Origin of the sequence: Sedimentibacter hydroxybenzoicus DSM 7310 (assembly GCF_013403245.1) — a bacterium.
Classification (GTDB): Bacteria; Bacillota; Clostridia; order Tissierellales; family Sedimentibacteraceae; genus Sedimentibacter; species Sedimentibacter hydroxybenzoicus.
This window is the reverse complement of record NZ_JACBNQ010000002.1, coordinates 126,766-146,461: the sequence shown is the minus strand read 5'-3', so window position 1 is coordinate 146,461 and position 19,696 is coordinate 126,766. Positions and strand designations below refer to the sequence as shown.

16 protein-coding genes and 1 pseudogene are annotated in these 19,696 nt (G+C 49.9%); all 17 read right to left on the bottom strand.

The genetic code is table 11. The features are described 5' to 3' along the window. Positions 1 to 6: 6 nt before the first annotated feature. Complete coding sequence (locus HZF24_RS03275) at positions 7 to 411, bottom strand: hypothetical protein (RefSeq protein WP_179236848.1); 405 nt, start codon at positions 409 to 411, stop codon at positions 7 to 9. A gap of 17 nt (positions 412 to 428) precedes the next feature. Next, complete coding sequence (locus tag HZF24_RS03270; RefSeq protein WP_246345938.1) at positions 429 to 2,717, bottom strand: hypothetical protein; 2,289 nt, start codon at positions 2,715 to 2,717, stop codon at positions 429 to 431. 222 nt (positions 2,718 to 2,939) lie between these two features. Further along, positions 2,940 to 3,008, bottom strand: a pseudogene (locus tag HZF24_RS19420) (zinc-ribbon domain-containing protein); the annotation flags it as partial. A gap of 12 nt (positions 3,009 to 3,020) precedes the next feature. Next, a complete protein-coding gene (locus HZF24_RS03265) occupies positions 3,021 to 3,725 on the bottom strand; it encodes a hypothetical protein (protein ID WP_179236846.1) in 705 nt (234 codons plus the stop codon). 83 nt (positions 3,726 to 3,808) lie between these two features. After that, positions 3,809 to 5,803, bottom strand: a complete 1,995-nt coding sequence (locus HZF24_RS03260; RefSeq protein WP_179236845.1) for a hypothetical protein — start codon at positions 5,801 to 5,803, stop codon at positions 3,809 to 3,811. Positions 5,804 to 5,825: 22 nt separating this feature from the next. Beyond that, positions 5,826 to 6,386: a DUF4352 domain-containing protein gene (locus HZF24_RS03255; protein ID WP_179236844.1), complete on the bottom strand. Its 561-nt coding sequence runs from the start codon at positions 6,384 to 6,386 to the stop codon at positions 5,826 to 5,828. A 44-nt stretch (positions 6,387 to 6,430) separates the two neighbouring features. Next, a complete protein-coding gene (locus HZF24_RS03250) occupies positions 6,431 to 6,922 on the bottom strand; it encodes a lipoprotein (RefSeq protein ID WP_179236843.1) in 492 nt (163 codons plus the stop codon). Between the two features lie 13 nt (positions 6,923 to 6,935). Further along, positions 6,936 to 8,825, bottom strand: a complete 1,890-nt coding sequence (locus HZF24_RS03245; protein ID WP_179236842.1) for a hypothetical protein — start codon at positions 8,823 to 8,825, stop codon at positions 6,936 to 6,938. Then, positions 8,822 to 9,772 (bottom strand): zinc-ribbon domain-containing protein, encoded by a 951-nt coding sequence (locus HZF24_RS03240; RefSeq protein ID WP_007786229.1) that lies wholly within the window; start codon positions 9,770 to 9,772, stop codon positions 8,822 to 8,824. The genes HZF24_RS03245 and HZF24_RS03240 overlap by 4 nt, the downstream gene beginning before the upstream one ends. A gap of 41 nt (positions 9,773 to 9,813) precedes the next feature. Beyond that, positions 9,814 to 10,332, bottom strand: coding sequence for a hypothetical protein (locus HZF24_RS03235; RefSeq protein WP_246345937.1), 519 nt, complete (start codon positions 10,330 to 10,332; stop codon positions 9,814 to 9,816). A 133-nt stretch (positions 10,333 to 10,465) separates the two neighbouring features. Beyond that, on the bottom strand, positions 10,466 to 11,878 hold the full coding sequence (locus tag HZF24_RS19165) for a LuxR C-terminal-related transcriptional regulator (protein ID WP_179236841.1): 1,413 nt from the start codon (positions 11,876 to 11,878) through the stop codon (positions 10,466 to 10,468). Continuing rightward, on the bottom strand, positions 11,875 to 12,084 hold the full coding sequence (locus HZF24_RS03225) for a helix-turn-helix domain-containing protein (RefSeq protein WP_179236840.1): 210 nt from the start codon (positions 12,082 to 12,084) through the stop codon (positions 11,875 to 11,877). The genes HZF24_RS19165 and HZF24_RS03225 overlap by 4 nt, the downstream gene beginning before the upstream one ends. Before the next feature lie 391 nt (positions 12,085 to 12,475). Next, positions 12,476 to 12,742, bottom strand: a complete 267-nt coding sequence (locus HZF24_RS03220) for a helix-turn-helix domain-containing protein (protein WP_179236839.1) — start codon at positions 12,740 to 12,742, stop codon at positions 12,476 to 12,478. A gap of 11 nt (positions 12,743 to 12,753) precedes the next feature. Next, positions 12,754 to 14,580, bottom strand: a complete 1,827-nt coding sequence (locus tag HZF24_RS03215; RefSeq protein ID WP_179236838.1) for a type IV secretory system conjugative DNA transfer family protein — start codon at positions 14,578 to 14,580, stop codon at positions 12,754 to 12,756. Between the two features lie 69 nt (positions 14,581 to 14,649). Next, positions 14,650 to 16,068 carry a DUF3991 and toprim domain-containing protein gene (locus HZF24_RS03210; RefSeq protein ID WP_179236837.1) on the bottom strand — a complete coding sequence of 473 codons (1,419 nt, stop codon included), beginning with the start codon at positions 16,066 to 16,068 and terminating at the stop codon, positions 14,650 to 14,652. A 146-nt stretch (positions 16,069 to 16,214) separates the two neighbouring features. Further along, complete coding sequence (gene mobP3 / locus HZF24_RS03205) at positions 16,215 to 19,091, bottom strand: MobP3 family relaxase (RefSeq protein WP_179236836.1); 2,877 nt, start codon at positions 19,089 to 19,091, stop codon at positions 16,215 to 16,217. Further along, positions 19,091 to 19,507, bottom strand: a complete 417-nt coding sequence (locus tag HZF24_RS03200) for a hypothetical protein (RefSeq protein ID WP_179236835.1) — start codon at positions 19,505 to 19,507, stop codon at positions 19,091 to 19,093. Before HZF24_RS03200 ends, mobP3 begins: the two co-directional genes overlap by 1 nt. Positions 19,508 to 19,696 lie beyond the last annotated feature (189 nt).

Genomic DNA, 19,696 nt, shown 5'->3' with positions numbered 1-19,696 from the left:
CTCCTTTCATTGTTGTTCGTAATCTCGTTTTTCGCGCCAGCCCACGCCAAACAGATACAAAGCGGTAAACAGAATAAGCGGCGGCAGCGTGAGCGCGGCATAGGAGCGAAGCGGAACGATCAGCGGAACGATCAGCAGCACCACCGCCGCCAGTTGGATAAGACCGAGCGTCCGGCACCAGCGATATCGGTGGTGCCGCCCTGCAAAGGCCAGACCCGCGATGGCCGTTACAATAGAAAAGATGTACACGATTCCGGCCACGAAACATCCGGCCCCGGCGTATTCGTAGTCCAGCGCCGCGTTGTCTATGAGATGCAAGCACCACAGCAGCATGGGCAGGGCGGCCAGCAGCATCAGAATGGATGTAACTCGCAAAAAGAGCGGTGTTTTGCTGATTCCTTTCTTTGTCACATTTTCCCTCCTGTTGTTTATTCCATACGAATGACATCCCCCAGTGCTGAATATTGGTATCCCTCTCCCTTCCTGAACTGAATATAGTCAGCCCCATACTGCCCTTCGGATTTGTCACATGCAATCAGCTTAACGCCATTGGGGAAATCTTTATAGTTTTCAATGATAAGAGTATGCTCTACCGGGTCAAATACATAGTTACACGTATAATACTTCGACTCATCCAGTGCCGTGTAGCGGGACATGGTGCCTACATAAAATGCACAGGTTTTCTCGTCCAATATTTTAATTGCTACGTCGAGATATGGATCATAATCTGGGTCTCGTGACCAGTAACCCTCAAACCATTTAGCTTCTATCTTCATGCCTCCCAGCGGGATTATTTTTAACTTCACGGCTGGTGCAGAATATGCGAAGGAAAGAGTAAAAGCGGCTTTGTCTTCGACTTGGTCTTCCCATGTCTTATAGAATTTGACGAATGATGGCGTACCCATAGTAATGAAATTATAAAGTGTGCACATAAACTTACCGTTATCTTTACTTCCCGGCGACCAGCTCCAGATAGTAGGCTTATCGGAGGGGGATTTGGCAAATGCCGCTATATAATCCTTATACTCAGTCTTAGACAGAGGAATTTCCTTTCCGTCTACATCGGACGCATAGACACTGAATTCAGTTACCGTATTCATCTGTTTTTCAAAACCATTTATCTCCCAAAGAAGTCTCTGCTTTGCGTCTAAAATACAACGCTCGTAAAGGCAAGCAAACAGCTTCCTTAGTCGGTAACGCAATACGGCCTTCAGCCCTTCCGTATACTTTGTTTTCTCCTGTGTGCCTGGCTCCTGCCATCGGTCCGCTACGTGTATATCCTCGGCGATCATTTTCCGGGCACTCGGCTTCAGCTTCCAGAACACATTTGCGTAATCATCCAGGAGTTTGTCGATTGATTCAAACATTTTTTGAGGGTTGTCACGGTTTTTAATAAATTCCCGCTGGAGAAGCCACGCCCAAGTGTTTCCCTTGTTAACTATTACAGCATCTTCCATTTCATCAATAAATGCTCGCGCCGGCATATTATTAGGGAGGGAACAACCAAATTCTCCGGAATAGTTGGAATAGGAAACATATTCCCAGGTAAATTCCTGATAAGCGTGCTCTATTTCGTTTTCATACCCATAGTTCTTTACATCTCTTATCCCATCATCCACCATACCAGCAAGCCATACTCCAGCTGCGGCAACAGTCAATGGAGCAGCTCCAAGGGCTCCCGCAGCCGTGCTTAACCCGAGCTCGATAATGTCATATTTATTCTTTTTAAGCGTTTCACTCACATTTCCTGATTGATACCATGATAAGCCAACCTTGATTGCAGTCAGACCTGCACCGATCTTTCCAAAACTGTTTCCGAGAGCCTTTGACATTTCATTCGACATCAACCCCGTTGACGATACAAGCTGAATGGTATTATCTGATGCAGAGGTAAGATTGCTGGACAAACCAAAGGAGTCAATTCCAATATTGATAAGTCCGCTGTCCTCTGCCGAGTTTTTTCGCAGCATTGCGATAAACAAATCCTGGTCGCCGAAGCATTTATCAATCATATCATCCAGCTTTGCGGAACTGAAGACTACCTTTGAGAGAGGACCGCTGTTATATCCCTTTTCATATTCAAAATAGTCGAACAAGGCATATGTGGAAAAATGGTCGGTGTAAAAGGTAATCGTGCCATTAGATTCGTCGAGCTCGGAGTAAAGAAGCTCCCATGTGCCCGTACTGTCGTTATAATACTGCACGAACAGTCTGTCAGCCGCATTTTTTGTGCTTTCATACGGCAATGTTATCGTCACATACGTGGGAAATTCAGTCACATCTCCCAGCGAAAAATCATAGCAGTGGGCCGAAAATCCATTTTCGTCATCTTTTTTTACTCCGAGATCTCTAATTTCAAGCGTTTCCTCCTCAGAAAGGTTAAACTCGCCGAAATCTACAGAGATTCCTTCTGTTTCAGCACGCGTGCTTTCAGGTCCCACATCTACAGTAATGGGCTTGGTTTTGTAATCACTTTTACTTATTTTGATTTTTGAATAACCTGTAGGGCCGCTGGCTTCACTGCTATCAGTTTCCACAGAGGATTGATCCGCCTGTAACATGTAGAGATCACTCTTGCCAAACAAGCCGTCTACCGCAAAGCCTGGCCATCCGTACATAGCTACGGCAACAGTTTGAAAAAAAAGTACAATAGCAAGCACGATACAAAGCGAAGCACGGCCATTTTTTGTTTTTGATCCTTTATTCGGGCGTTCCATTTGTGCATAAGCAGGTGCCGTATAAACAGGCTGAGGTAAATGTACACCCTGCGACTGCGCAGTAGGTTTGGACTGCGGAGCTACGAAACCGGTCTGTATAGGTGCTGCAGGCTGCCTGGCTTGTCTTGATGCCACGGGTCGTCCGGCCTTCTGTACAGGTTGAGTTGTCGGCGGCGATAGAGCCTGTGTTGGCATCTGAACAGGTGCGTCGGTAGCAGGTTTGCCGCATTTAGCGCAGAAGCGAGCGCCGGTATGAAGCTCCTTGCCGCAATTCGTACAATATTTTCCCATATCTGCACCTCCTTATGGTCGCACCAGCGCCACAAGCGCCGGTATCCCGTCGGGCGTATCCATCGTGCCGATGGCGTATTGCTTTCCGCTTTGCTCGTAGAACTGTGTCAGGCGAATCGTTCCCGCACCGGATGCCCACAGGCCGCCGTTTTCCCACTTGCCGTTGAATACGCCGTCCTCCATATCCGTTTCATCGAAGCTCTCTCCCTCGTTGGCCCAAAAAATTTGATACCAGTCGAGGGTGAGGCTCAGGCTCTCCGCCGCACCTGCAAGGGCGACATTGAGAAACTCCATAGCGCCCGCATCGTATTCGTTATTGGGGTCGTAAATAATCAGCGCTTTCCAGCTCCCGGTCAACGGGCCGATATTGTCTATGATATTCGCATCGGATGGAACTCCGTCATAAACCACGTCCTCTGTGTACCAGAGAAAGTCCTCCAAATCGGGGCGTTCCTCCGTGGATAAGCTCACGCCTGTTACCTCCGGCGCGGGAATACTACCGCTTTCCGTGGCCGCAGGCGGGGTTTCTTTCTCCGATGTCGGTGTAACGAGCGCTGTTTGCTCCGTCCTCGGCGCAGGAGATTCCTTTACTGCTGCTGACGGCAAATTGGGCGGTATGGTGAGAACGCCTATCACAAGCATCAGCAGATTGGCCGCGATCAGTATTGCGGGCAAGATTTTATTGCCTCTGCCCGCAGATGGAATATTATCTCTCATGGATATGCCTCCAGTTTGTTTGATCCGATTATTGTGCGCTGTTTTCTCATGTTGGCCGACATATCTTGTGCTTGGGGTCGTTTTTACCTCTGACAGGTAATCACGCCCCACTCTTTATCGTTGTGGTCTCGCATTGAGGCACTGAACGATGTTCCGTCAGCGGAGAATACAAATTTTGCTCCCGCAATATTTGCCTCGCCTGTCGACCACCGCACAAAATAGCTGCCGTTGATGTAGGTGCTCTGGGTTTCATTATTTGAGCAGACGATTTTATAGTAAGAGCCGTCGCCAAAATCCTTTTCAAATGTGACTGCAGTTGTCACATCAATGTCCTTACCTGTTTCCGCGACATGAAGTACGCCTGTGAAGGTTCCTGAACAGTCAACCTTTTCCGCCTGCGTTTTTATGGTGAAGGTTTTTTCGGTGTTTGTAAACGGTTTTAGCTTTGTGCTCGCCGCAACCTTACCCTCCTCCCAATCCTTTTGCGTTTTAAAGAATTCCAGTTTTATCGGGAATCCTGCTGTTTCGTGGGCAAGCAGAGTAAATTTCAACTGCCCGTTTGATTTATCATCCAACTTGATTGTCCATGCTTTTGCGGTAGCCTTATCGGAGAGCGGCGCCAATTTGACATAGCAGTTTGCCCATTTGGGCTGCTCGCCCTCTATCTCCTGTTCCTTTATCGTGATGGTATATATCGTGTTGAGCTGTGCGGCGAGCTGTTTATACTCCTTTTCTCTCCGACTGAGAGCATCAAAATACATATCCCGGCTCAGAGACTGGAACATAACCTGAAGGTAATCATAGATCTCAGCTTTGTAATTACTTGATATTTTTTCGCGGTCGCTCTCCGACGGCCACGGATACTTGGACAGATTGCCGTTTTTGTCAAAGGCGTCTATCCATGAATCCCAGTCGCTTGCTGCGACCTCCCAGTATTTGTTTACATAGTTGTCAATCTCGCTCTGCATTTTGTCGAGAGCTGTCTGCGGGGCGGATTTGTTTTCTTTGTATATCTTCTTGAATAAATCGTACCAATCCTTGACACGGCGCTTGTTTTCGGGTCTTGCGTAATAGGCGTCGTACATATTTTTTGTGCTTTCATACTTGGTGTCGATGGCGAAATTCATCACATCGGTAAGCGCGATGTCGATCACTCCAACGCCCACATAGGCCACCTGAAATGAATCCAACAGATATTTCTTTGACGACGCCAAATTCAGCCCCAGATTCAACACGGTTTTCATTCCGCTGATCGACGTTTCCTTGCTTGTCAGCCCGTTGCTGTATGCATCATACGCGAACTGGGTGCAGGAGGTCGCGATGCCCAAAACCGTCAACGCGTTGCCGAACGGTTCGGTGATCATATCGTCGTATGCGCCTCCAAGCGATACGAGAGTTGGGATATTTGTTTCAGCGAACATCGGCAGTGAGTTGTTTGCATTTAGAAACGCTGATATAACATCCTCTTGCCACGACACACCCTGCTCGGCGTAGGTTTTGAGCAGCTGCTCCGCTTGCTTTGTCGTCATGTAAGCGGCGTAGACGTTGACATCGGAAATGTATTCGCTGCGCTTTCCTGCGTTCGTGACCTTAAACACGCTATAGGTGGAGAGGTGGTCGGTGAGAATATGCACCTTGTTGGCTTCAGCGTCCACCGTATAAAGGACATCCTCCCACTGACCGCTCTGTTCGTTGAGATACTTACCGCAGACCGACAGCAGCTCCTCATCGGCGCCAAGCCCCGCATCGTCATAGGGTATGGCCAGCTCGACAGTGCCCTCCGGTTGTCCGGAGGACAGCTTGAAATCGTAGGCGTAGATTTCAACATCGCTGTCTATTGACGCGGGCGATACCTTTTGTATGGTGAGTTCATCGCCAGCCTCCAGCAGACAGCCAAAGTCTATCGCCGCACCGTCCTCTGAGGCCAATGCCGTCTGTCCGTCCTCCACCGTAAAGGTTTCAGATTTCTGTGTGCCGGGAGTCATAGCCTGATTACCAGAGCCGCATCCGGAAAGCCCCGCCATTAAGGACAACAGCATAGCGACTGCAAGCAAAAGGGATAGTATTTTTCGTTTCATAACGATATCTCCTTTCGCACGCTTAGGCTATTGGGAGCTTAAATTTAACGGTATCATACATGACGTTATATTTCATGATGATTTCTTTTTCGTCCGGTTTTAATTGGAACACCGTCCAGCCGCTATTCGTTTCGCCGGGGTCGATTGTCTCCTCAAAATACATTCCTTCGGTTTCAAAATTCCATACATCACTGTTGCGCGAATTGTCCGATAGCTCGGCGTCGTACTCTCCGTCTCGAACGATGCAGAGCAGAGGATCCTGTGCAAACTGTATTTCATCAGAGATATTTTTTACAGTGGCATAAACTTTGACATAGACGGACCCCTCCACATATTTCTGGAGAATGCTCATATCGTCAATGATTTCGATCTTGTCGATTGTAATCTCAATGCCATCGACCTCGGCCGCCTCGCCGATGCCGTAATACTTGTTTTCATCCGCTCCCGCTTTACTGGAGGGAGTATTTCCCGATTCGGTGGGCGCGGAGCTTTCTGACGGTGATTTACCGCCGTTCTTTTCACCGCAAGCGGCGAAGGTGAACATAAGTACCAATGATAAAAATATAATTAATGTCTTTTTCATAAGATTACCTCCTAAAATTCTTGTTATAGCAAGCCAACTTTCAGTCAGTCGATCTTGTATCCTTCGTACCGGGGTCCATCTTTTGTTTCGTCTTTAAATAACATAGTCGTTTCACCTTTTACCTTTGTACTCCCATCCTCAAGGATAAAAGTATATTTTGCATCTATTGTGATTTCACTGTCTTCATGGGGAATCTTTTGAACATATGAAGCTGTTCCCGAAGCCTGATCATAGGATAATTCAAAAGGTTCTTCACCTTTAGCATCGCTGGATGCCACCAATTTATCTCCGCTCTTTGTGAACACGACAGTATGCTTCTGTTCTTTGCCGTCATAATAGGTATTCATCGAATAAGTCCCGGCGATATCGTCGAGGGAAAGCCCGGCCTTTCCCTTTTCCTCTTCGCCGGAAGGGGCATTGCTTGCTTCAGTCGGAGCAGAACCTTGTGCTTGCGATCCTCCTTCTCTTTTCTCACCGCAGGCGGCGAGAGTGAAAATCATTATAAACACCAGAAATAAAACCATAAGCTTTTTCATGATACTACCTCCATCATTTGTTCTCTCCGTTCAGGTTATCCCCAACGGTTCCTGTGACGTTTTTTTCAAAGCCGACTTCGCCAAGCTTCCCGGCGGTTTCTGCCACCTTCTTTATCGTGCTGTCTTTGCCAAGCATCTCGCCGTAGGTACCGCCGACGGCATCGCCGTAGGCATCACCGACTGCGCCACTGGCTGCGTTAAAGGTCCCCTTCACTGTGCCCTTTACCAATGCGTCGGTCAAATCCCCGCCGTCATTGACAGCCTGGGCAACCTCGCCCGCAACCGTACCGCCAAAGGCTGTAGCCGCCTTGCCGATACCCGCATCCATAACGGTGGTTGCGGCCTCGGTGCCGCCCTTAATTGCACCCTCTGTAAAGGAGCCCCAGCTTGCGCCCTTTTCCGCCATGGTTGAAACGGTGTTTTTGATTCCCTTATAGGTGGCGGACACAGTCTTTCCGCCTGGAACTACCGCTTCGCCTGCCGCCATCGTGTAATCGGCAATATCCACGGTAGCTTCGAGAATATCGACAGCTGTGTCTCGCCGCTGGGCGTAATCGTTCATCTTCTGACGATAATCCTCGTCTCTTTCCATGCGTCGTTTAAGCTCATCTATAACCTGCTTTTCGCTGGCGCCGCTCATGCCAAGGTCGGTGGCAACGCGCTCAACCTTCTCCTTGCGGCTTCGCTCCTGCCGCTCACGCTGCAAGTCCTTCTCAAGCTGACTGCTCTCATCACTGCGCTCTTGGTTGCGCTGAGAATCCTCGCTGATATTTTGCCTGAACTGCGCTTCGTCCTGCCGGATGGTGCCGGCATTGTCCGCGCGGTGCTCAAGCTGTTCGGAAAGCTCCTCGGGGGTATAGGTAGCACCGCTGACGGGGTCGGTATAGGTGCCGTCGCCGTTTTGGACAAAGGTGCGCTTCTGCCCGTTTACAGGGTCGGTTGCCTCAATATCTCCGTCGCCGTCAAAGCGCAGCCATCGGCTCAGACCGCTGCCCGAAGGTACGGGAGCGGGTGCGCCGCCTGTCCCCACGGGCACAGTCGGGATGAAGCCGCCCGTATTCCCAAACAGAATGGACAGCAAAATCGCAAGAATGCTGATGGTAATGGTGGCCAACGGTCCGGCATGGTCGGCGTCTTTTGCGCTATTGCCACCAAAATTATATCGGAAGCCCCAGCCTCCGTCCTCCGGTTTGTAATATTCCCACTTTCCCTTAGCTCCTGCGTTTTGTGTAGAGTCGGTATCCTCTATTGGATATGGGTCGGAAAATCCAACTGTCTCCATATCAAAAGTCCATTCGTCGTCGTATGAATGTTCATTTGTTGTGCTCCCCCCCTCCACATCGTAAATTGTCTCGGTTCTGGTACAATGAAATTTTAGTTTGAATAAAATATGATGCTCCAATTCCTCATCGTCATAGCTCGTTGTCTCAAGAGAGCCTTCATAAGGAACCATTCTAAATTTACTGACGTTGGAATAGTTTTCCGAGACCGAAGGTGTCAGCACGGTATAGACAATCTCATCCGGCACTGAAAATTTCCCTACAATCCATCTGCTATCTGTCGCACCGAATTTGCGCTCCATTTCTTTATCTATCCTGTAATTAGCCCTTCCCTCAACGTGGAATGCTGTTATCGAATGGTTGTCGCCATAACCGCGCATATCCGATACGGTGTTGGCAGGATATTCAAAATAGAACCGCCCGTCTTCGTGGGATTTAATGGTGATTTTTTCCGGTTCCAATTCACCGGAATCACTGAACAATTGTTTTGTTATTGTCATAGTTTCCGGCAATGCGATAGGCTCTTCGATTATTTCTTCTGCCATGGCTGTTATGGGGAAAAGCAGCACACAACAAAGCGCCACGAATAAAATTGCGGAGAGTTTTTTTCCTATCTTTTTCATGCCACAGCCACCTCCTTTTTGCCTTTTGAGACAATGACGAATATCAAAGCAGCAATTAGCAGCACCGTTCCCAGCCACGCACACCAGCGCAGACCCATAGCCGATAGAGCCACGCCAAGGGCAAAGCCCAGCGTCATGCCGCTTATACAGCGCGTGACTCCTATGTAGGACGGCGTTCTGCCCTTGGAAAGACTGTTTGCAGCCGAAAAAGCAAGCCCCCATAAAAACCCGCCCTGCTTACCGATGCCCTGCAGCAGCATTATAAAGGCGATAATGCCCACCATGCTGTTTTGCAGTGACTGGGTGCTATTCATGAAAGCGTAAAGGAGCAAAGAAGCGCCTACTCCGCCCAAAAGCGGGGCAACAGCAGTTATGCTCTTAACTGCAATCCCACTGAAAAAGCCCTTGATACCGCCGCCTATCCCCGAAAACGGCGCTTTTTTCTGGAACAGCGGCACAATGGCGGCGTTCAGAAAAGCAGCGACCGCCACCTTGCCTAAAATTCCGCCCACAGCGCCGAATACGCCGCCGAACATCCCGCCCTGTGCAAAGGTAAGGAAGCTGAGAATGCGTACCGGAAGCGGATTGATTCCGAAAGAACCCAGCAGCGCAAGCACCAGCCAGACAAGCCCCAACAGTGCGGTAGGGAGAATATGTTTGGGATTTTTCAGCACCGTCAACGACTGGCGGATATATGTAATGATGAATTTTCCCGCACCCATCGGACTGTGCTGTGGAGCATTACCCGAAGCCCGGTTTATCGGCGGCTTCTTCTTTGTACTGTTCATTGTTTTCGGAATTCCTTGCTCGGATTTTGCGGCCTGCGGTGGTGTCTCCGTACTTATTTGTGCAGATTCATTGCTTTGAAAAGCATTGGCTCCGCACTTTGCACAGAATTTCGCTCCCTCATTCAGAGCCGTGCCGCAGCTTGTGCAGAATTTACCCATAATACTCACTCCTCTTTCATTAATCACTCGCTTTTGCCGCGTTACCATCCGGTGATGTCTGCCGTTACGCCGGTTTCACGAAGCAGCTTTTGTGCGGCATCCAGTACCGCCTGCTTTTGAGTCATTCCGTGCAGCAGCTCTACCCGCATGGTCTGATCCTTATCGCCAAAGGTAAGGTACATCCGCTCCTTATCAATTTGAACGGCGCTCAGGCGCACGCCATGTACCCCGTCGAGACCCCATCGGTAGATTCTGCTGCCAATTAACACACCAAAGGTAGATACTACAGTTTCCTCGGTGTCTTTTTTTATTTGGCGGCCCGGTATGGAGATAAGAGCCGATGGCACTGCGAGGATGCGATTATCCCAAATGAGTGTTGCGTCATAGAGCAGACGACTCTGCCTCAACAATAACAGGAGAGAGATAAGGCTGATAGCTCCAAAGGCGAGTGCCGCTTCCAGCGAAAATGCCATGCCGGACCACACCGCCAAACAAATACTGGCTGCGAATAATAAGACATATCCATTACGTCGTTTGCGGATTGATTTCATTTGCACCATACCTCCCTCCAGTATAAATTTTAGGGAAAGATGCCTTAAAAAGCATCGTTCGAAAGGATGAATTTGCAGAAAAAGCCTCTCATACTTTAGTATGAGAGGCCAGTAAAACCCTGTATTTATGTGGTTTTATGTATCATTCAATCGTTTGATTCTTCAGCAGGGTGCTTATGAGTTCTGCCCGACTACCTACATCATATTTTGAAAAAATGTTCCTTGCATGTGTTTTTACAGTACTCTCACTGATAAACAAAGCCCCGGCAATTTCCCGGTTGGATTTGCCTGAAAGGATTAGCTGCAATACCTCCTGCTCCCGGACAGTCAGCGGATCAAGAGTTTTAGTTTGACGAACAATGTCCGTTTGCTGTGACTGGCTCATATTGTCATAAGCAGCAAGATAAGCATGGCTTTTCAGCAGTAAAACAAGCTGGTTGTTCAGCGGCGGTAGCATAACCAGCGTAACGCACACCACTGTCAGGGCAATCACCGCCACCTCCGCACCGGGAAGCCCCATAGATGTCACAGCCATCCCCAAGACGCCTCCGCAAAGGATGCCGAATACATTGGCGGAAAGCCCAATGCCAAAGGTTTGTGCGGGATTGTCGCTATAATCCAGCATTTCTCCAAGGATGCTCCACCAAAACAGATCAAAAATACCGCAAGCACCGAGCATCAGCGTATCCACAGTCAAATAGTCGGAGGTATTTCGCCCTAACAACATAAAGCTGATGAACGCTCCTATAATCATTGCCATTCCAATATACAAAATTCTGGAACGCTTTGCTTTCATAGGTAAGTTGCGCATAATAACAAGCGCTACGATATAAGGCACGGCCCAATACCAGCTCACCAATCCCGTCAGATGCTCAAAAGCAGGATTGATGACCTGATACATCAGTCCAGAATTAATTGTGATGATAAAGACAAAAAAACACAGCAATATCAGTTGGTTTTTAATGCCGCCATGCGTCTTGTTTTTAAATGTTTTGTTCTGCTCATTCTCCTGCCCCAACGGCAGCATCCAGATGAAGGCTATACCGATTACAAGACAAAGCATCGAGAGGCTTAGCCCGATAAACGGCGACCGGTTCATGGCAAACACGTTAACTGCAATCATCAGCAGATTGGAATAAATCAGAACATCGGCGCAGGATTTAATGCGCTCGTTCTTGGGCGTAAAGGCCCTGAGAAAAAATCCCCATGCCGCCACTGCGCAGCCACTAAAGTATCCGCTGACAATCAGTCCGCTCAACCATAGAGAGGAGGGAGCAAAAAAGAAGGGAACAGAAGCGGCTAAGCATAAGCCCATGCCGCCGAGCATCATGCTTCTGGCGGCCGCTTGTGATTTGACAAACAGACCGCAGGTAAAAAGCCCCGCAAAATGTGCGATAATTGCAGCCAGTATGTAACGGTCGGCGTCTGTTCCACGCAAATCCAGCAGGCTGTACAGCACCTGCCCCTCAAACTGAAACGACAGAATATAGGCAAAGAGAAATGAAAATCCGGCAACAGAAAGCCTGCGGGCATTGAAAGATTTAAGTCCGTTCATTTGATAACCTCCCGCTCATCGGAGGCTCCGCCTTTTTTAACCCATTCGTCTATATCAGCGGTTTTGAAACGCCAGAGCTTTCCCACCTTGGATGCGGGCATACCGCGCTGATCAATCCATCGCATAATAGTATGGCGCTTCACGCCAAGATAATCGCAAACTTCTTGCAGGGATATCCATCTGTCGTTATGTATTGTTTCAGGCATAGATGCCACCTCACTTTGATAAATTCGCACAAATATCCTAATGGATTAATTGTAACATAATAATATCAAAAGGACAATTGATATTTGTTGTTTTGTGTTATATTGAGTAGTATTACTCTTGTTTATGTATTGGAATATTTTGATTGAGTCTGTCCACAATTAATTTAATTCCCTGCCTTCTATACTAAACAAGCTGGTAACCCTACGAACCATACCTACCTCTTTCGTTGCCATTCTACCTTAAGGCATCCCAAGATACAGTTTGTTCTTTTTCTGTGATAAGCCTTTCTTAGAGTGAGAGATTCTGGTAGGTTCATGATGAACCACACCTGGGTTCAGAAAAATAGCAGTCGTTCCCCTTGGTGGAAAGACTGCTATTTTTCTATTACAGCTATTTCCTTAAGATCAGCCTGTTGCTGGTATTGCTCCCATTCTCCCGATAGCGCGGTTCCTTTTCAATGAGCCCCGCTTTGACAAGATCATGCAGGGCACGCTTGACGGTGCTTCGGGAGAGCTGCAAGTCGGAGGCAATCGTTTTTACCGCAGGCCAGCAGTCCGATCCTTTGCCTGCCCGGTCACAAAGATATATATAAACAGCCCTCGCCCGATGGGGAAGCTCATCAGGCGAGGCGGTATAAATGTGGTTGAAGTAACTCATGGAAACCTCCTTTACGTTTTGAGTACATTACGGCGGCGCATGGTATTTTCAGATGGTTCGGCTACCGGCGTATGAAGGGTTCCTGTTCCTGCTGGCGGCTCCAATATTTCTCCGGTTTCTTCGTCCACCATTATGCAGGCCATGTGCTTGCGGACGATGTTTTCCTCCAGCGTCTGCTTATCAGCATAGACTACTTTTCGGTGTGCCTTTTCCTCCACGGTATAAGGTGCTCCGAAACGGATGCCCCAATCAAGGAACAGCCGCAGCTTTGTCCGCATGGGATGGGTGCCGGTTTTCATGACAACAAAGTTGCCCTTGGGAATGGATTTAAGCTCATCCGGTGTCATGAGGGGACGCTCCATCATCTGCAGCGATTGCGATGGATCGTTCTTTCCACGGCTCACGCTGCCGCTCAAGACGGTGCGGCTGCCCAGCGCCTTACTCAGCACCTCGGCCGTCTGACTGTTCGGGGCGAAGCCACCGAAGATGACGTCCTGACAGTTATCTATAATTATTTCTGAGCCTTCCTTGTCGTAGTTCTTTACCAGTTGGCCCGATATGCTCTGCACCACGGGTACCAGAAGCAGCGAACGCGAGCGGGAGGCGCTGAACATGAGTTCCAGCGACTGGATGGGCGGTATCGTTCCGATCTCATCCATGAAGAACACCGCACGGTTTTTGAGCTTTCCTCCCATCTCATCGGCCACCGAAAGAATCTCCCTGTAGAGCTGCTGGATGAGCAGCGACACCATGAAATATTTTGTGTTATCTTCTTCCGGCAGTACAATAAACAGTGCGGATTTTTCATTACAGAATTTCTCCGCATCGATGGCTGTTTCAAAACACAGAATCTGCTCCATTTCTGAGTCGAGAAAGGCATTTAAACGGGATAGCACGGTGGAGAGCACCGATGCCATGGCCTGTTCCGCGGAATTGAGAGCTGCTCCCGCAAACCAGCGGGCCTTGTGGTCGGAGGGCAGCTTATCCATGAGGAGCTGGAACTGACTTTTACCCTTTACCTTGCTGGGCGCCAGCAAGTCCTGCACCAATTTGAACACACTGATGATATGACGGCAGTCCACCTTTTTTCCATCTGCCTCAGTGGGAGGAAGATACTCGGCAATCAGCAGAATCACCGAGGACAGGAGTCCTTCGGCGGCATCGTAGAAAAACTGATTTTGCCCATAATTCTCGCCGCTAGCGTTGATGATGGTTTTGGAGATGAGCTTGGCATATTTCTCTGCTTTTGCCTTTGCCACAAGGTTGTTTTCATCGGCAAGGTATTGGTCCATATAGGTGTTGACCAGATGGAGCATATTGTTGCCGTCCGAGCGGGTAGGGTTTCTGAGGTCGATGACCGCTACATGATAGCCGTAGTAGTCACGGGCGATGGCGCCATAGTTTCTGTACAGGTCGCCCTTGGTGTCGGTCGACAAAAAACTCATCCCGGTGGCACAGGCGTATTCCAAGTTGGGGTACAGGAAGAATGCTGTTTTCCCTACGCCGGAGGCGCCAACCATAAGGCAGTGGACATCATCGGTATCCACCAGCGCCGTGACGTTATTTTTTGCACCTGTGCTGCCGAGAATGATTCCCTGCTCGGTTTTAGCAGGGAGGCTTTGCCTTTTCCTCCACAGCTCCGGCTGAAAGGGGATGTGCTGATAGGTATTTTTGATTTCCTGCTTTGAGGCGAACCGCGCGGTACCGTGCTGGCCGTCACCCACCGTGCGGGATTTGATTCCATTGAGGGTGTAATAATGGGCCAAAAGAGAAAGGCCGCCGATGACACAAAACATCACGGCGGCCGCTGCAATTAAAATATAGACTTGGGATGGCATGATAGTGTCCTCCTTCTTCTAATTTATTGGGGTTGTCAGAAGCGGAGGTGAAGTGTTGTTTTCCGGATGTTACATAGACAATTTCATTCCCTGGTTTTGCTCCATCTTTTGCCGGTGCTTCTCCAGCAGAATCGCTCCCTTGAGGCCGTGGGCGGCAATGTGTTCATAGCACTCTGCCAGCTTCTCCTTTTCGCTGGCAGTCACCACACGCTCAAAGCCCCGCAGGGACATGATATCGGATTCCAGCAAATCCAGCCGGGTTTTTAGATGCCCGCGGTTTTGATAAGTCCTGAAACCGTTATGCAGACGGCTTCGTACAGTAGAAAGGTCACGGCTGTGATCCATCTGCCGGTACTCCCTCGCAGCGGCCGCCACAGAGAGGCGGCACATCTCCCGCAGGCAATCATCTGCTTCGGAGAATTGTCCCCAATGCAGATGGGAACGGGCTTTTGTGAGCAGGGCTGACAGGATATCCGCAGAGCAGTCGGATTTCACAGTCATTATCGATTCGGTAAGCTGCTTGCAGATTTCATCCCGGATTAAGTGCTGGGGATGTTCCTCCGCAGGGATAGCCGGTAAGCCATGATTGGCTTTGATATCCTCGTTCCAGTCCTTGTGTATGGGTAGCTCCCTTTCGCATAGAATCCCTTTTTCAGTGAGCAGATCGTGATACTTCTCCGAGGATTCGATGCCCGCCTCGTCATGATCAAGACACAGAACCACATGATCCAGGTGGGGATGCAGCTCCAGCATCTTCAGCATGGCGTAGCCCGATACTCCGCAGAGCGCCACATAGCTGTGCTTCTGCCAGTCCTGGGGATACAGAGTGATGTAGGACAGTAGGTCGATGGGCGCCTCTAACACATAGAGGCTGTTGTCGGTGCCCGCATAGTGAAAACTGTATTTTGGATCGCAGCCATCCACATTTCCCTTGAAGCCGGTTCCCTCGGTATAGAGTCCCCGCTTGTGGGCATGGCGAGGTACTCCGTTTTCATCGTATCCTACAAATACAGCGTTATGGTATTCCTTCGTGCCGTCCTTGGATTTTTCGCAGCTCTCATACAGGAGCTTTGCCTTGGCAAAGTAACTGACCACTTCACGGTCGATGAGCCGGGTTTTCACCAAGTACGCATAGACGCGGCGCATATCGCTGTGGGGATTCGGGAGGGCAAAGGGCTGTTTCGGTTCCTGCTTCTTTTGTGAGGCGGGCCGGTAGATTTCGCCCTGCTCACCGCCCAGCAGCATGGTCACGGCTTCGGGGAATGTGAGACCGTAGAAGTTCCGCACGAAGTCAATGGCATACCCGCCGCTCTCTGCGGAGTGATCGTACCACTCGTTCCCACGGACGGTGATGCTATGGTCAGACTCCAGCCGTTTATCACGGCCGCTGGGGATCAGCTTCTCACCCTGTCGCTGGAGAAAGTCCACAAGGTCCACATTGTTGGCACGGTATTTCTGGTCATCTGTAAAATGCACATATACACCCATGGTCCACCTCCTATTTGTGGCGATTGCCGATTCTATGAAAAAAAGCCGCTCTTTTTACAGGACGGCAATGGCTTTGGAGCAAATTTTCCTTGATGGGGGGCTGCTTAATTTTCTTTTTCTGTTTCTTCACGGTTATCCTCCAATCGTTATAATGACATGGTCTGCTCATGGTCATCCCTCGCATGGCCCTGCGCCTGCTTTTTCTCACGGAGCTTGCGAAGGAGTTTGCGGTCGGTTCGCTGACCGGGCGGTTTCAACGGCGGAGCGTTGTCTGAAAATATTCGGCTCATGTGATGCAGGAGCCGTGTTCCCGCCAGCATAACGGAGGGGTCTTTGAAACTGTCCATATGGTCGAGGAAAAATTGGGCATAAATATTGCCCTGTGCTGCTGAGAGGGTAAACCATCGGACAGCGGCATCCTTGTCCTTTGGGACATCTTTTCCCATCAGGTACAGCTTGCCGAGGGTGTACTGCGCATATTGATTTCCCTGTTCAGCGGCAGCCGTCAGAAATTGCAGGGCGGCCTGTATATCCTTGGGCGCATCCTCGCCCATGAGATAAATCTTGCCCAGCCGGTATTGTGCGAACTGGTTTCCCTGACCGGCAGACCGTTTCAGGTATTCCAGGGCTTTCGGGATATCTTTCGGAACATCGCTTCCTTTTATATATAGGATGCCGAGGGCATATTCGGCAAATTGGTTCTTTCTGTCGGCGGCAAAGGTCAGCCAGCGAATGGCGGACTCCACATCCTTCAGCACACCGTCACCGCCAAGGTACAGCTTTCCGAGCCGGTATGCGGCAAAGTCATTGTCCTGTTCTGCCGACATGGTATAGAGCCGTACTGCCTCGGAAATATTCTGCGGAACGTGCTGCCCCTTTTCATAGAGCTTGCCGAGAAAATATGCGGCATAGGGATTTTCAGCCTCCACCGCTTTCCTGAGATAGCCGAGGGCTTTCTCCACCTCCTGCGGCTGTGCTTTTTCGTCGGAGAGGATGAGCTTGGCAAGCTGATAGCAGGCAAAGGGATTTCCCACAGATGCCGCCTTTTCAAAGTATTCCTTTGCCCTGGCTTCATCCTTGTCTGTACCCACGCCATTCAGAAGCATCCAGCCCAAACGGTACTGGATCTTATCGTCATAGCTCTGTTCCTCCATGGACACAAAGCCGAGAAAGGCTTCCTTGAAGCGGCGGTCAGAATCCTGCTGATTTTTCACACAGCCGATTCCGTCCCGCAGCATTTTTCCAAGCTCGAAACTGCCATAGGGAAAGCTCTGATCCGCCGAGCGGGTATAGAGGGCAAAGGCAGATTCATGATCCTGATCCACGCCTTTGCCATGGTAATACAGGCCGCCAAGGGAATACTGTGCGTACTTGTAATTCTCAGCCGCAGACAGGGTGAGCCAATCCGCCGCCTGCAGATAGTCCTGCTCTGTGCCAAGTCCGGTGGCATACATTTTGCCGATACGGTACTCGGTGTACTTCCAAGATTTTTCTTCCTCGGCAGCATGGAAAACAGCAAGGGCCTTTTCGTACCAGCGGTATGCTTCATCGGTGTCCGCTTCGCAGCCAAGACCATTCGCAGACATTCTGCCCAGGTCACACAAGGCGAGAGGGTTATCTGCCTTCGCTTCCATGAGGAAGATTTCATGGGCTTTTTCAAAATTCTGCAAAATCCCGGCATCCTCATCGCCGTACAAATATTGCTTTGCCTGTTTGTAGCCATCCGTCCACCATGAGTCGGAGGATTCCTTACCGGCAGAGGCTTCATCGCTGGAAGACCGTTCCCCGGAATCATCTGCCGGTTCTTGATCTTCTTCATCCGCCATGTCAGAGGAGGACATCTCCAGATCATCCTCCGGTTCCGACAGGGCTGTTTCCACAGATGCCGGTTCCTCAAAGGTCATGCTCCCAATAAGCAGGGCTTCCTGAATGACCATGTTGCGGATGGGTTTAAAATCATCACAGCGGGAAAGGGGCGGCGGCTCTGACGGGGTTTCGGTGTAGATGGATTCGATCCTGCCCCTGACCTCCCACCACAGGCGATAGGCTTCTGCGATACGGCTGTCCTTGGCAAGCTCATCCACGATTTCATCCACCACATTTTTCAGTTCTGCTTTGAGATAGCCATACTGTTTTTTACCGGAGGTGTTTTGCAGACGCTCGGCAAGATGTGTGAGGAGCTGCTCAATGCGGCCGCTCTGTAAAACACCGCTTTTCATCTGACGGATCAGCTCCCGCATGGATTCGGCCGCCTGTTCCTTCAGGTCATCCCGCCGTTGGGTCTTTTCTCCGTAAAGTGGAATAAGCTCCTGACGGAAAATCTCATTTGCCAGTGAAGACTTCATTTTTTTAATGCCCTGTTTGGTGAGATAGCCCTCTCCTCGGTCGGTGCTGTAGCAGACCATGTGGATATGAGGGTGGTGGGACTCGTTGTGGAAAGCGGCGTACCATTTCAGATGGTCAGGGTGGATTTTTAAATTCTCCGCAAGCTCCACGGCTTTTTCGGAAAGCAGAGCCTTCCACGCAGGGGCATTGTCATAACCCAACCGTGCGGCATCCTCACGACGGAGAGAAATAATCGGGGTCCACACATTTCCGGTGTGACCGGATACTTCATCAGCAACCTGTGATAAGACCAGCGGTTCATCCCCGGCCGTGAACAAGCCGTGGCTGTCAAACTTTTCGACACGGGGACGGTTTGCAATGTAGTCCAGGTATTTTTCCCGGCCGTTGATTTTATCAAGATTCTGTTCCAGGGCAATGGTGATGAATTCAGAGGCGTTTCCCCGGTTGGGATTTTCGAGGTAATCCTCATATTCAAACAGTTCCTTGGCATCGGGAAACTCCCGGAGTATCTGTGCAATCAAATCCTTTTGTTTTTTGGTGGAGTGCCAGAGCTTATGACCGCTTTCCATTTTTTCTACGCCGTCGCGGGTGGCGATGTATTTGACGAGGTTACTTAAATGGGCGGCAGTCTTTTCCCCACCTTTGAGGTAGGGACATTTGAGAATGATGCGGGCCATTATTCTTCCGCCTCAGGGCTGCTCTGGAAATCCACCGCATCGTCCAGACGGATTTTTCCTCTGGTCCGTTTTACCTCGGCAACACACCGACCGCGGAGCCGGTGCAGTTCCTCATCGGTAATATCCAGCGTAGTTGCCAGCAGATGCATCATCATGCTGATTTCCACAGAAAGCCGAAACAGATTGTTTGCCACCCGGTTTTCGGTCTTTTGCAATGTGCCCTGAATGGATGCAAGCAAAGCCTTGGAGAGATAGGAGGAGATGTCCTCCGTCCCAAGGTAGCCCATGTAAAAGCCGAGCGCTTTTTCAATAAACTCGCTGCGGCTCTTGCAGTTATCCTTTGGCAGCCAGCCGTCCAGCCGTTCCATGGTTTCGGGGTATAGCCAGACCGCTGTCCGTTCCTTGTTATTTTTCATGTTAAATCCGACCTTTCGTGGGTGTCCACCTATGAGGTGACCGTGCAAATTCCTTTGTTTCCCTGCATTTTCTCAAATCCCGACCACCCTGGCTGTGACAAACCCGCAATCCGACCACCTCATGGGGAAGTGCGAGAAACGCCCAGCACTGCTGGGCGAAGTGGGCGGCGGGAGGGCGCTTGCGACCAC

Coding starts and splice junctions, on each gene's coding strand:
- HZF24_RS03270 (WP_246345938.1), bottom strand. CDS start 2,717: ATGGAACGCCCGAATAAAGGATCAAAAACAAAAAATGGCCGTGCTTCG.
- HZF24_RS03265 (WP_179236846.1), bottom strand. CDS start 3,725: ATGAGAGATAATATTCCATCTGCGGGCAGAGGCAATAAAATCTTGCCC.
- HZF24_RS03260 (WP_179236845.1), bottom strand. CDS start 5,803: ATGAAACGAAAAATACTATCCCTTTTGCTTGCAGTCGCTATGCTGTTG.
- HZF24_RS03255 (WP_179236844.1), bottom strand. CDS start 6,386: ATGAAAAAGACATTAATTATATTTTTATCATTGGTACTTATGTTCACC.
- HZF24_RS03250 (WP_179236843.1), bottom strand. CDS start 6,922: ATGAAAAAGCTTATGGTTTTATTTCTGGTGTTTATAATGATTTTCACT.
- HZF24_RS03245 (WP_179236842.1), bottom strand. CDS start 8,825: ATGAAAAAGATAGGAAAAAAACTCTCCGCAATTTTATTCGTGGCGCTT.
- HZF24_RS03240 (WP_007786229.1), bottom strand. CDS start 9,772: ATGGGTAAATTCTGCACAAGCTGCGGCACGGCTCTGAATGAGGGAGCG.
- HZF24_RS03235 (WP_246345937.1), bottom strand. CDS start 10,332: ATGGTGCAAATGAAATCAATCCGCAAACGACGTAATGGATATGTCTTA.
- HZF24_RS19165 (WP_179236841.1), bottom strand. CDS start 11,878: ATGAACGGACTTAAATCTTTCAATGCCCGCAGGCTTTCTGTTGCCGGA.
- HZF24_RS03225 (WP_179236840.1), bottom strand. CDS start 12,084: ATGCCTGAAACAATACATAACGACAGATGGATATCCCTGCAAGAAGTT.
- HZF24_RS03220 (WP_179236839.1), bottom strand. CDS start 12,742: ATGAGTTACTTCAACCACATTTATACCGCCTCGCCTGATGAGCTTCCC.
- HZF24_RS03215 (WP_179236838.1), bottom strand. CDS start 14,580: ATGCCATCCCAAGTCTATATTTTAATTGCAGCGGCCGCCGTGATGTTT.
- HZF24_RS03210 (WP_179236837.1), bottom strand. CDS start 16,068: ATGGGTGTATATGTGCATTTTACAGATGACCAGAAATACCGTGCCAAC.
- mobP3 (WP_179236836.1), bottom strand. CDS start 19,091: ATGGCCCGCATCATTCTCAAATGTCCCTACCTCAAAGGTGGGGAAAAG.
- HZF24_RS03200 (WP_179236835.1), bottom strand. CDS start 19,507: ATGAAAAATAACAAGGAACGGACAGCGGTCTGGCTATACCCCGAAACC.